Source organism: Streptomyces sp. NPDC107471 (assembly GCF_055582845.1).
In genome coordinates this window covers 24,057-37,229 of record NZ_JBVJPC010000005.1, presented here as the reverse complement: position 1 = coordinate 37,229, position 13,173 = coordinate 24,057, and the positions used below count along the sequence as shown (strand labels likewise).

Genomic DNA, 13,173 nt, shown 5'->3' with positions numbered 1-13,173 from the left:
CGAGACGCCGTCAAGACGGCGTGGGGGCCCCGCGGAGCCCCCACGCCCCGCCTGACCACCCGTCACGCCCCACAGGCCACCTGAGCCCACCTGAGCCCACCTGGGGCGCGCCAGGAGGCGACACCGGGCACGGGAACACGAAGAAGGCCCGCGCCCCGTTGCCGGGATGCGGGCCTTCCTCTTACTGCGGTCCTGACGGGATTTGAACCCGCGGCCTCCACCTTGACAGGGTGGCGAGCACTCCAAACTGCTCCACAGGACCAGGTTTCGCGGCGCTTATCGGTGCGTTGCGCTGCGAGAAGGACTGTACAGGAGCAGGGACGTCCTGGTCGAACTCACCCTCCGTGCAGGAGTCGTCACGGTGCCAGCGTGTCGATCGTCTTCACGATCCGCTTGTCGGAGACGGGGTACGCCGTGCCCAGCGCGTGGGCGAAATAGCTGACCCTGAGCTCCTCGATCATCCAGCGGACGTCCAGGACCTGCTGGGGCACGGGGCGGCCCTGCGGGAGCTGCTCCAGGAGCCAGGCGTACTCGTCCTGCATCTCGTGGACCTTCTCCATGCGGGTCGTGTCCCGCTGGACGTTGGTCGGCATCTGCTGGACACGCCGGTCCGCGGCCACCAGGTACCGCATCAGGTCCGGCAGCCGCCGCAGCCCCGTCGCCGTCACGAACCCCGGCTTCACCAGCGCGTCCAACTGCGCCCGTACGTCCGCCAGGTTCGCCAGCAGCGCCGGGCTGCGCACGGTCTTCAGGCGCCGCTCACAGGCCTGCCAGGCGGCCAGCACCTGCTGCACCTGCCCGACCGTACGGACCGTCGTGTCGACGATCTCGGCGCGCACCTTGTCGTACAGCTTCCGGTAGGACTCCTCGTCCCACGCCGGCCCCCCGAAGTCCCCGATCAGCTTGTCCGCGGCCGCCGTCGCGCAGTCGTCGAACAGCGCCTGGATGGAGCCGTGCGGGTTCGCCGACAGGGCCAGCTTCTGGGGGTTGGTCAGCTTCTCGGAGGCGAACTTCGCCGGGCTGACCGGGATGTTGCGCACGATCAGCCGCCGCGTGCCCTTCCACATCGCCTCGGCCTGCTCGGCCTCGGTGTCGAAGAGGCGCACGGAGACGGTGTCGCCGTCGTCGACGAGGGCCGGGTACGCCTTCACCGGCTGGCCCGCGCGGCGGGTCTCGAAGACGCGCGTGAGCGTGCCGATCGTCCAGTCCGTCAGGCCCTTGCGCTCCAGGGACTCGCCGCCCTCGCGGGACGCGGTCGCTGCCGCCGCCTGCGAGAGGGCCTGGCGCGCCTTCGGACGGAGCTTCAGACGCAGGGACTCCAGGTCCTTGTCCTCGGCCAGCTTGCGGCGCCGCTCGTCGACGATCCGGAAGGTGATCCGCAGATGCTCCGGGATCCTCGACCAGTCGAAGTCCTCGGCCTCGAAGGGGACCCCGACCATGCGCTTCAGCTCGCGGGCCATGGTCGTCGTCAACGGCTCCTGCAGGGGGACGGCCGTGTCCAGGAACCGCTTCGCGAAGTTCGGGGCGGGCACGTAGTTGCGGCGGATCGGTTTGGGGAGGGAGCGGATCAGCTCCGTCACCAGCTCCTCGCGCAGGCCCGGGATCTGCCAGTCGAAGCCCTCGTCCTTCACCTGGTTCAGGACCTGGAGCGGGATGTGGACCGTCACACCGTCCGCGTCCGCGCCCGGCTCGAACTGGTAGGTCACCCGGAACTTCAGCGGCCCCTGCCGCCACGAGTCGGGATAGTCGGCCTTGGTGACCGCCTCCGCCGACTCCCGGATGAGCATCTCCCGCTCGAAGTCCAGGAACTCGGGCTCCTCGTGCCGCTTGCGCTTCCACCAGGAGTCGAAGTGGGCGCCGGAGACGACGTGTTCGGGCACCCGCTGGTCGTAGAAGTCGAAGAGCGTGTCGTCGTCGACCACGATGTCCCGGCGCCGGGCGCGGTGTTCGAGCTCCTCGACCTCGCTCAGCAGCTTGCGGTTGTCGGCGAAGAACTTGTGGTGGGTGCGCCAGTCGCCCTCGACGAGCGCGTTGCGGATGAAAAGCTCGCGGCTCGACTCCGGGTCGATACGGCCGTAGTTCACCTTCCGCTGGGCGACGATCGGCACGCCGTACAGCGTGACCTTCTCGTACGCCATCACCGCGGCCTGGTCCTTCTCCCAGTGCGGTTCGGAGTACGTCCGCTTCAGCAGGTGCTCGGCGAGGGGCTCGACCCACTCCGGCTCGATCTTCGCGTTGACCCGGGCCCACAGGCGCGAGGTCTCCACGAGCTCCGCCGACATCACGAACCGCGGCTGCTTCTTGAAGAGCGCCGAGCCCGGGAAGATCGCGAACTTGGCGCTGCGGGCGCCCAGGTACTCGTTCTTGTTGCCGTCCTTCACGTCCTTCATGCCGATGTGCGAGAGCAGACCGGCGAGGAGGGAGACGTGGACGGACTGGTCGGGCGCGTCGTCCTCGTTGAGATGGATGCCCATCTGCTTGGCGACGGTCCGCAACTGCGTGTAGATGTCCTGCCATTCGCGGATGCGCAGGAAGTTCAGGTACTCCTGCTTGCACATCCGGCGGAAGGACGAGGAGCCGCGCTCCTTCTGCTGCTCGCGGACGTACCGCCACAGGTTGAGGTAGGCGAGGAAGTCGCTGGTCTCGTCCTTGAAGCGGGCGTGCTGCTGGTCGGCCTGGGTCTGTTTCTCGGCCGGCCGCTCGCGCGGGTCCTGGATGGAGAGCGCGGCGGCTATGACCATGACCTCGCGGACACAGCCGTTCTTGTCGGCCTCCAGGACCATGCGGGCTAGGCGCGGGTCGACGGGCAGTTGGGCGAGCTTGCGCCCGGTGTCCGTGAGCCGCTTGCGTACGTCCTTCTGCGCCGGGTCCAACGCGCCCAGTTCCTGGAGGAGTTGGACGCCGTCACGGATGTTGCGGTGGTCCGGCGGGTCGATGAAGGGGAACTTCTCGATGTCCCCGAGGCCGGCCGCGGTCATCTGCAGGATGACGGAGGCGAGGTTCGTCCGCAGGATCTCGGCGTCCGTGAACTCCGGGCGGGCGTTGAAGTCCTCTTCGCTGTACAGGCGGATGCAGATACCGTCCGAGGTACGGCCGCAGCGGCCCTTGCGCTGGTTGGCGCTGGCCTGCGAGACCGGCTCGATGGGCAGCCGCTGCACCTTGGTGCGGTGGCTGTAGCGGGAGATGCGGGCGAAGCCGGGGTCGATGACGTACTTGATGCCCGGGACGGTCAGGGAGGTCTCGGCGACGTTGGTCGCCAGAACGATCCTGCGCCCGGTGTGCGGCTGGAACACGCGGTGCTGCTCGGCGTGGGACAGGCGGGCGTAGAGGGGGAGGACCTCCGTGAAGCGATACGCCTTCTTCGTGAGGGCGTCCGCGGTGTCACGGATCTCCCGCTCGCCGGAGAGGAAGACCAGGATGTCGCCCTTGCCCTCGCCCTGGAGCTCCTCGACGGCGTCGCAGATCGCGGTGATCTGGTCGCGGTCGGAGTCGTCCGAGTCCTCCTCCAGCAGCGGCCGGTAGCGGACCTCCACCGGATAGGTGCGGCCGCTGACCTCGACGATCGGGGCGTCCCCGAAGTGCCGTGAGAAGCGCTCGGGGTCGATGGTCGCCGAGGTGATGACGACCTTGAGGTCGGGACGCTTCGGCAGGAGCTGCGCCAGGTAGCCCAGCAGGAAGTCGATGTTGAGGGACCGCTCGTGGGCCTCGTCGATGATGATGGTGTCGTAGGCGCGCAGCTCGCGGTCGGTCTGGATCTCGGCGAGCAGGATGCCGTCCGTCATCAGCTTCACGAAGGTCGCGTCCGGGTTCACCTGGTCGGTGAAGCGCACCTTCCAGCCGACGGCCTCGCCCAGCGGGGTGTCCAGTTCCTCGGCGACCCGCTCGGCGACGGTACGGGCGGCGATCCGGCGGGGCTGGGTGTGCCCGATCATGCCCGTGACGCCCCGGCCGAGCTCCAGGCAGATCTTCGGGATCTGGGTGGTCTTGCCGGAGCCGGTCTCACCGGCGACGATCACGACCTGGTGGTCGCGGATGGCGGCCGCGATCTCGTCCTTCTTCTGGCTGACCGGGAGCTGCTCGGGGTACGAGACGGCGGGCACCCGCGCACGGCGCGCACCCATCCGCTCCTCGCCCCTGGCGATCTCCTTGTCGATCTCGGCGAGGACGGCGGCCCGGGCCTCCGGCTTGCGGATCTTGCGCGCGCCTTCGAGCCTGCGCCCGAGCCGGTGCGCGTCGCGCAGGGACAGCTCGGTCAGGCGGGCGGCGAGTTCCCCGAAGGCGGGGGAGCCGGGGGCGGGGGCAGGGTGCGTAGACATACGCGATCCAGGATCTCATCCCCGGGAAATCAGTGGCGAACGGTTTTGTCCCTGCCGTCGGTCACCCGTCGATCGCTTCACCCGGGGAACGCACCACCCGGCGGCCGCTCCACCCGGGAATCGCTCCACCCGGGAATCGCGAGGCACATACAACAAGGCCCCGATCCGGGGATCGGGGCCTGTGCTGTGGCTGGGGCCGGGGTCGAACCGGCGACCTACCGCTTTTCAGGCGGTCGCTCGTACCAACTGAGCTACCCAGCCGAGAGGCTTCCGGGGAAACCTCAGCGGTCCTGACGGGATTTGAACCCGCGGCCTCCACCTTGACAGGGTGGCGAGCACTCCAAACTGCTCCACAGGACCAAGCTTTGTGCACGAACAGTGTCGCACACGGTGTTACGTGCCCCCAACGGGATTCGAACCCGTGCTACCGCCTTGAAAGGGCGGCGTCCTAGGCCGCTAGACGATGAGGGCTATCGGCCCGCCTGGGCGCTTCTCAGCGCGTCGGGGACGTGAGAAGCATATGGGATGCCGGGAGGTATCGCCAAAACGGTTTAGGGGCTGCCCGTGGGCGAGGCCGTGCCGGAACCCGCGTCCGAGCCCGCGGGCGAGGGCGTCGCTCCCGGCTGGTTGTCCTCGGGAAGGTGACGGCTGACCTCCGCCGTCGTGAGGCCGAGGCCGCCGAGCTTGATCTCGTCCCATGCCTGGAGGTGGCGGGTGTCGCGGTCCATGTAGAGGATCGAGGCCTCGATGGGGTCGGGGTACTTGCCCTCGACGGCCCGCAGTCCGCTGCCGCCCGTGGAGCCCTCGACGCGCAGCCGCGTGCCCTTCTCCATGACCTCCGTCTCCTGGTGGTGGAGGTGGCCGGACAGGACCATCGGGACCTCGCCGTCGACCTCGCGGGCCGCCGAGGGCTCGTGGGCGATCGCGAGGTCGACCGGGGTGCCGGCGGCCCGCTGCGCGCGCAGCGCCGCGGCCAGCCGGGCGCCCGCCGCCTCCTGGGACTCGTCGGCCCCGGGGTTCGTGGAGCGGTCCGGGGTGAACTGGGGGTCGCCCATGCCCGCGAACCGCAGCCCGGCGATCGTCCGTGCCTCGCCGTTGTCGAGGACGTGGACGCCCTTGAGGCCCTCCATGTACCGCTGGGTGGTCAGGGAGTCGTGGTTGCCGCGGACCCAGACGTAGGGCGCCCCGAGGTCGGGGATCGCGTCGAGGAAACCGTTCTCCGCGGCCGTGCCGTGGTCCATGGTGTCGCCGGAGTCGACGATCACGTCGACCTTGTACTGCTTCACCAGCGAGGCGATGATCTTCCAGCTCGCGGGGTTGAGATGGATGTCGGAGACGTGCAGGACCCGGATGGTGGTGGGGTCCGGCTGGTAGGCGGGGAGCGTGGACGTGACGTCGTAGAGCTTCGTCACGTTCGTCACCAGGCGGGCCAACTCCTTCTGGTAGACGTCGAACTCGGTGACGATGCTGCGGGCGTTGCCGACCAGCGAGGGCGCGGAGGAGAGCAGCCCCGAGAACTTCGGCTCCAGGACCGACTCCGGGTTCCAGGTGGCGTACGCCGTGCCGCCGGAGGCCGCCAGGAGCGTGAAGGCGAGTCCGCCGGCCGCGAGGGCGCGGCGGGGGCGGCGGTAGACCGCGAGGCCGAGTGCCGTGGCGCCGGAGACCACGGCGACGCAGGAGCGCAGGGCGAGGTCGAGGGTGCCGTGCTCGACGTCCGTGGCGACCTCGTCCTGGAGGCCGGAGAGGCGCTCGGGGTGGTCGACGAGGGCCTGGGAGCGTTCCGGGTCGAGCTGGTCGACGTTGACGTCGAGGCGGACCGGGGCCTGGTGGCTGTCGAGCTGGAGCGCGCCCAGCGGAGAGATGTTGATCTTCGTGCCGCCGGTCAGGGACGGGCGCAGGGTCATCGTCGTGTTCATCGGGCCGACCGGGACCCGGACGTTCCCGACGATCAGCAGACCGAGCCAGGCACCCAGAAGGACGACGGCCACCAGGCCCAGTGCGCGCACCCAGGGGTGCGGCGGGTGGACGAGCTCGACGGACGGGTGGGAGCGGCGCCTGCCGTACTGGCGGGCGAGGGCTCGCGGGGGCTTGCGTAGGGCGTTCAGGATGCTCCGGGCGTTCAGGACTGCGGCGGGGACGCGGGCCATTGATCCCGTATGCCCAAGTCCGACCGCGGATATGCGGACGTGCTCACGACTCTCCTACGGCGGGGTCGTACCGGAGAATGGGCGTGTGCTGGAGATGACGCGCGAGGAGTTCGAGGAACTGGTCGCCGAGGCGCTGGACCGGATTCCGCCGGAGTTGACGCGGCTGATGGACAACGTCGCGGTGTTCGTCGAGGACGAACCGCCCGCGGACGATCCCGAGCTGCTCGGGCTGTACGAGGGCACGCCGTTGACCGACCGGGGCGAGTGGTACGCCGGGGTGCTGCCGGACCGCATCACGATCTACCGGGGGCCGACGCTGCGGATGTGCGATTCCCGCGAGGACGTCGTGGCGGAGACCGAGGTGACGGTCGTGCACGAGATCGCCCACCACTTCGGGATCGACGACGCGCGGCTGCACGCGCTCGGGTACGGGTGAGTGGGTTTCGAACGGGGCGCGTGTCCTCTTGTGGGCGGCGGGAGTTGGACAGGTTGACTCTTCTGACGCCCGCCCTCGGAGGTGGCTGCTCGTGCGCCCCTTGTACGTACCCGTCCGTCTGGCCGCCACGGTCATGGCCGTCGCCGCCGCAGCGGGCTGCATGAGCGTGGGCGGGGACGAGGGAGGCGGCGGCGCCAAGCCGTCGCACTCCGCCGGTGAGCACGGCGGGGAGGCGCCGGACGGGGGCTCGGCGGGCTCGGGCGGTTCCGTGGGGCTCGGCGGGACCGGCTCGGACGGCAAACACGGCAGGCACGGCAAGGGGAAGCACGGGGAGGGGTCCGCCTCGCCCTCGGCGTCCGCCTCGGCGGGGGCCGGCGCGTCGGCCTCGCCCGGAGCGAAGCCGGGCCGTTCGGTGCAGCCGCTGCCCTCGGCGACGCGGACCGACCCGGCGCCCACCCGGACGCCCGACCCGGAGCCGCCGGCGCCGAGCGAGCCGCCCGCCTCGCCCACGCCGTCGCCGCCGCCCGCCGAGCCGTCCTCGTCCGCGCAGCCGGAGACCGGTACGCAGCTCAGCCAGCGCGAACCGGCGCCCACGGCGGGGGCACCGGTGTGACGGAGGCGGGCCGAAAGTGACCTCGGATACATGCGGGGGACTTGGTTTGCCTTGGAGGGTGGGGGGTGCGTATGGTGGTAGATCGTTTGATCCCATTGCCCGGCGCCATTGCAGAGAGCGCCGTGTGGCGCGTTCTCTCCCTTGCCGTGGCTGACCGCATAGAGGCGGTCGTATTGCGAAATCACGGAGTTGACGGGCGCGTGCCGACGAGACTCCGGAAGGTTTCGCTTACGCATGTCCATTTCCAGTACTGATCACGTCGTCGTGCCCGAGAACGAGGGCACCGAGGACGCTGTCGAGGTCACCTTCGCGGACCTCGGTCTCCCCGAGGGCGTGGTGCGCAAGCTCGCCCAGAACGGCGTGACCACCCCCTTCCCGATCCAGGCCGCGACCATCCCGGACGCCCTGGCCGGCAAGGACATCCTCGGCCGTGGCCGCACCGGCTCCGGCAAGACCCTCTCCTTCGGTCTGCCGACCATGACGCGCCTCGCCGGTGGCCGCACCGAGAAGCACAAGCCGCGCGCCGTCATCCTCACCCCGACCCGTGAGCTCGCGATGCAGGTCGCGGACGCCCTCCAGCCCTACGGCGACGTCCTCGGCCTCAAGATGAAGGTCGTCTGCGGCGGTACGTCGATGGGCAACCAGATCTACGCCCTGGAGCGCGGCGTCGACATCCTCGTCGCCACCCCGGGCCGACTGCGCGACATCATCAACCGCGGCGCCTGCTCCCTGGAGAACGTCGAGGTCGCCGTCCTCGACGAGGCCGACCAGATGTCCGACCTGGGCTTCCTGCCCGAGGTCACCGAGCTGCTCGACCAGATCCCGGCCGGCGGCCAGCGGATGCTGTTCTCGGCCACGATGGAGAACGAGATCTCCACCCTGGTCAAGCGCTACCTGAGCGAGCCGGTCACCCACGAGGTCGACAGCGCCCAGGGCAACGTCACGACCATGTCGCACCACATCCTGATCGTGAAGCCCAAGGACAAGGCGCCGGTCACCGCGGCCATCGCCTCCCGCAAGGGCCGCACCATCATCTTCGTCCGCACCCAGCTCGGCGCGGACCGCATCGCCGAGCAGTTGCGCGAGGCCGGCGTGAAGGCCGACGCGCTGCACGGCGGCATGACCCAGGGCGCGCGCACCCGCACGCTGGCCGACTTCAAGGACGGCTACGTCAACGCGCTCGTCGCCACCGACGTCGCCGCCCGCGGCATCCACGTCGACGGCATCGACCTCGTCCTGAACGTGGACCCGGCCGGCGACCACAAGGACTACCTGCACCGCGCGGGCCGTACCGCCCGAGCGGGCCGCACCGGCACGGTCGTGTCCCTGTCCCTGCCGCACCAGCGCCGCCAGATCTTCCGGCTGATGGAGGACGCGGGCGTCGACGCCGGGCGTCACATCATCAACTCCGGTACGGCCTTCGAGCCCGAGGTGGCCGAGATCACCGGCGCCCGTTCGATGACCGAGGTCCAGTCCGAGTCCGCGGCCAACGCGGCTCAGCAGGCCGAGCGCGAGGTCGCCCACCTCACCAAGCAGCTCGAGCGGGCGCAGCGCCGCGCGACCGAGCTGCGCGAGGAGGCCGACCGCCTGGTCGCCCGTGCCGCCCGCGAGCGCGGTGAGGACCCGGAGACGGCGGTCGCCGAGGCGCAGGCCGCGGTGGCCGAGGCCGCGTCCGTGCCCGAGCAGCCGCTCGCGCAGGACGTCGAGAAGGTGGACGCGCCGTCGTACGAGCGCCGTGACGACCGCGGTGGCCGTAGCTACGAGCGTCGTGACAACGACCGTGGCGGCTTCCGCCGTGACGACCGTCGTGACGACCGTGGTGGCCGTACCTTCGAGCGTCGTGACAACGACCGTGGCGGCTTCCGTCGCGACAACGACCGCCGCGATGACCGTGGTGGCCGTACCTTCGAGCGCCGTGACGACCGTGGCGGTCGTACCTTCGAGCGTCGTGACAACGACCGTGGCGGCTTCCGTCGCGACAACGACCGTCGTGACGACCGTGGTGGCCGTTCCTTCGAGCGTCGTGACGACCGTGGCGGTCGTACCTTCGAGCGTCGCGACAACGAGCGCCGTGACAACGACCGCGGCGGCTTCCGCCGTGACGACCGTCCGGCCGGCCGTTCCTTCGAGCGCCGTGACGAGCGGGGCGGCCACCGTGGCAGCGACCGCCCGTTCAACCGCGACCGTCAGGGCGACCGCCCGGGCTTCCGCTCCGGCGGCCACGACCGCCCGAGCCACGACCGCCCCTACGGCCGTCGTGACGACCACCGTGGCACCGGCACCGGCACCGGCTCCTTCGGCCGCCGTGACGACAAGCCGCGCTGGAAGCGCAACGGCTGACGCCTGCGAGTAGCACACGCCGTGGCCCCCCGTCGTACCTGACGGGGGGCCGCGGCGTTTGTCGTGTACCCCGTCAGAAAACGCTCTCGGGTGAGTCAAGAGCGGTAAGATCAGCGCACTTATGAGACGGGTGTGATGGCCGGGGGGCCAGAGACACCGCGGACCGGTGGGCCGCCCGTCTCCTTCCCCGGGGAGGGTCTTCCTTGGCTCGTCATGCCGCCGTACGTCTACGCCTCGTCGCCGCTTCCGCCGTACTGGCGGCCGGCCTGAGCCCGCTCCTCCCGTCGACCGCCGTCGCGGACACGGCACAGGAGACGGTGGTGCCGGCGACATTCCGGACCGCGTACACCACCGCGTCCGTCTCTTACGCCGAGACCGCCTACGGCGGCGAAGGAGCGGGGGGACAAGGCGTGTTCCACCGTCTGGAGGGTCACTCAGGACTGGTGTGGACGCGCTACGCGGACGGTACGTCCGTGGACGTGCCGACGGCCGGCAGCACCCTGGCGGTCGACACCGGCACCGGCACCGATGTTCTGGCGCGCCGTTACCAGGACGGCCACGTTGAGCTGTTCGACGCCGCCGACGGCACGACCCGGACGTTCCAGATCCCGACGGCATACGCCGGCGTGTACGGCGGTGTGCACGGCAGCACCATCGTCGCCTACGAGGACGTCACCGGTGAGGACGGGATCACCACCCGCGTCAGGCATCTGCTGAGCCCGGGACCGGACGGAACCACACGGGACCTGACGATCTCAGGTCTGCCCCCGGGCATGCAGCTCGGTGGACCGCTGCGTGGAGACGCCTCCGGCATCGTGTTCCGTGCCTCGCTCGACGGCAGCATCCGGTCGGTGATCGTCGATCCGGAGACCGGTGTGGCCCAGGGCTGGACCCCGGCGCTGTCCGGCGGCAGTTCTGCCGTCCTGTCCCACGACTACCTGGTCCACTACGCGGGCGACTCCGCCTCGAAGGCGTACGTGTACTCCCGTGCCGACCTCTCGGCACCGCCGGTGGAGGTGCCCTTGGACGGCGCTGACGGCGTGAGTCCCGCCGACGAGCTCTCCGTGGTGGGCGACTGGCTCGTCCATCGCCCCGCCGGTGGCACAAGGGTGACCGCCGTGCCGATCGCGGGAGGTGACCCGATCACCCTGCTCACCGCATCGAACGCCGGTGTCTCCGCCTCGGCGAACGGCGACGCCGTCGCCGTCGGCCGCACCGGCGCCGACGACTGGGGCCTTCAGCGCATCCACGCCGGCCCGGACGGCCGGCCCGTGGTGAGCATGGTCAAGGCGCTGCCCAAACCGCCGTACAAGATCCAGGGGCTCGCCCTGGAGCAGGGGCGGCTGCTGGTCGCCGACGAGAGCTGGGGTGGGGAGCGGGACACCTACGTCCGGACGGTCGCTGCGACGGGCACGCCTGTGTTCGGCGCGCGCTCCTCGTACGACGGGACCTCGACGGCGCTCTACGACTGCCCGGCGCAGGAGGGCGGCTGCCGGGTCTTCGGCACTGCCGACGACCGGGCGGTGTGGCTGATGAAGGACACCGCGGCATCGGACCGTCTTCAGGTCGACGGGCCCGGCCAGTACGACTACTGGTACCGCGGCGTCCCCGCGGGCGGCCGCATCACGGACGTGTCCGGCCGGTACCTGATCCACACCACAGCGACCACACAGACAGTCCTGAGGATCGGGGACAGCGGCACCGCGGCCGTCACCCGCGCCCCGGGCGCCGCCGCCCTCTCCGGCAACGTGCTCTGGACGGCCGGTACGACGCCCGGCACCGTGACGGCGTACGACCTGACGGCGAAGAAAACCGTCGAGACGCTGGTGACCGACGCAGGCTGCACCCCCACCGAACTGCAGGCGCTCGGCCGCTATCTCTACTGGACCTGCGCCGGCCGCGCCGGCGTCTACGACCGTACGGCGAAGAAGTCCGTGCCGGTTCCGGCGGGCGAGGCGAAGCTCGGCGACGGATTCGTCGTCACGCATGACCGGCAGGCCGGGACTCTGACGCTGACGACGGTGGCCGGGGCGACGCCCGCAAGCCGAGTGATCGGCAAGCTGCCCGACACCGGGACCTCGCAGCGGAACGTGCGTTGGACCGTCGACAAGGCGGGCTCGAACGCGGCCTACGTCGACGGTATGGAGCAGGTGCACCTCGTGCCGTCGGGCGTGCCGCAGCAGCCGCTGAGCCTGCTTGCGCCGGTCAGCAAGTCGTCGTACGTCACGGCGCACGAGATCGACACGACACCGGACACTCTGGCCACCGTGCTGCTGTCGAAGCCGTCGGCCGGCTCGCGGCTCACCGTGCGCAACAAGGCGACCGGCAAAGTCGTGTACACGCGCGACGGCGGTGCCTCACGCGGCGCGCTGACCGTCGGCTGGGCCGGGACCGACTCGAACGGGAAAGTACTGACGGACGGTCCCTACGACTGGACGCTGACCGTCACCCCGGCGGACGGCCTCGGTGCCGCGGTCACGGTGACCGGCACGGTCGGCCTGCTCGACGGCCTCCCGGCGCGCCACCACCACGTCGGCGGCAGTGACGCCATCGGTGACCTGCTCACCCAGAGTTCCTCGGGCACGCTGTCCTTCCACCAGGGCACCGGCAAGGGCACGTTCACGGGGAGCATCCCCAGCACAGGCTGGGCGGCCACGGTGAAGCCGCTGCCGTTCGGCGACCTGAGCGGCGACCGCTGCAACGACATCCTGATGCGGCTGGCCAGCGGTGCCCTGCGCCTGTACAAGCCGGGGTGCAGCGCCGAGTTCAGGACCTCGACGCCGTACACGACGCTGGGCAGCTCGGGCTGGAACCAGTACGACGTGCTGACCTACCCCGGTGACGTGACCAAGGACGGGCGCCCCGACCTGATCGCGCGGAACTCCTCGACCGGGACCGTGTACCTCTACAAGGGCACCAGCGCGGGCAAGCTGTCGGCCCGGGTGAAGCTCTACGACAACTGGAAGACGTACAAGAAGGTCGTCGGGGCCGGGGACCTGAACGGCGACGGCGTCGGGGACCTGCTCGCGCAGGACACGGCGAACAACCTGTACCGCTACTACGGCACCGGCACCGGCACGTTCGGCGCCCGCACGAAGGTCTTCTCCAACTGGGGCGGCTCCTACAACGTGATCGTCGGCGTCGGTGACATCACCGGGGACGGCAGGGCCGACCTGGTCTCGCGGGACAGCGGGGGGACCGTGTGGCGCAACACCGGTGACGGAAAGGGGTCGTTCGGGGCCCGCACGAAGATCGCCACCGGGTGGCAGGGTTACAAGGGCCTTTTCTAGAGGGGCACTTCTCGGCCAAGTTGTGACGTGT

Annotated in this window: 6 protein-coding genes and 4 tRNA genes; 4 read left to right on the top strand and 6 right to left on the bottom strand. The window is 70.3% G+C overall.

Annotated elements, in window-relative coordinates:
* Positions 1-187 precede the first annotated feature (187 nt).
* The 6 genes from ACZ66S_RS17595 to ACZ66S_RS17570 form a co-directional block, all read right to left on the bottom strand.
* Positions 188-262, bottom strand: a tRNA-Asp gene (locus ACZ66S_RS17595).
* A 94-nt stretch (positions 263-356) separates the two neighbouring features.
* Positions 357-4,316, bottom strand: coding sequence for an ATP-dependent RNA helicase HrpA (gene hrpA, locus ACZ66S_RS17590; RefSeq protein WP_469902436.1), 3,960 nt, complete (start codon positions 4,314-4,316; stop codon positions 357-359).
* 187 nt (positions 4,317-4,503) lie between these two features.
* A tRNA-Phe gene (locus ACZ66S_RS17585) sits at positions 4,504-4,577 on the bottom strand.
* A gap of 24 nt (positions 4,578-4,601) precedes the next feature.
* Positions 4,602-4,676, bottom strand: a tRNA-Asp gene (locus ACZ66S_RS17580).
* A gap of 38 nt (positions 4,677-4,714) precedes the next feature.
* A tRNA-Glu gene (locus ACZ66S_RS17575) sits at positions 4,715-4,787 on the bottom strand.
* Between the two features lie 80 nt (positions 4,788-4,867).
* Complete coding sequence (locus ACZ66S_RS17570) at positions 4,868-6,463, bottom strand: metallophosphoesterase family protein (RefSeq protein ID WP_469902435.1); 1,596 nt, start codon at positions 6,461-6,463, stop codon at positions 4,868-4,870.
* Between the two features lie 85 nt (positions 6,464-6,548).
* On the opposite strand from ACZ66S_RS17570, the gene ACZ66S_RS17565 reads away from it, so the two are divergent.
* From ACZ66S_RS17565 to ACZ66S_RS17550, 4 genes are all read left to right on the top strand, one after another.
* Positions 6,549-6,899 carry a metallopeptidase family protein gene (locus ACZ66S_RS17565; RefSeq protein WP_041819691.1) on the top strand — a complete coding sequence of 117 codons (351 nt, stop codon included), beginning with the start codon at positions 6,549-6,551 and terminating at the stop codon, positions 6,897-6,899.
* A 91-nt stretch (positions 6,900-6,990) separates the two neighbouring features.
* Positions 6,991-7,512 (top strand): hypothetical protein, encoded by a 522-nt coding sequence (locus ACZ66S_RS17560; protein WP_469902434.1) that lies wholly within the window; start codon positions 6,991-6,993, stop codon positions 7,510-7,512.
* A gap of 234 nt (positions 7,513-7,746) precedes the next feature.
* On the top strand, positions 7,747-9,852 hold the full coding sequence (locus ACZ66S_RS17555; RefSeq protein WP_469902433.1) for a DEAD/DEAH box helicase: 2,106 nt from the start codon (positions 7,747-7,749) through the stop codon (positions 9,850-9,852).
* A gap of 203 nt (positions 9,853-10,055) precedes the next feature.
* The gene (locus tag ACZ66S_RS17550; RefSeq protein ID WP_469902432.1) at positions 10,056-13,142 is read left to right on the top strand and encodes an FG-GAP repeat domain-containing protein; all 3,087 of its coding nucleotides are present in this window, start codon (positions 10,056-10,058) and stop codon (positions 13,140-13,142) included.
* Positions 13,143-13,173: the final 31 nt, after the last annotated feature.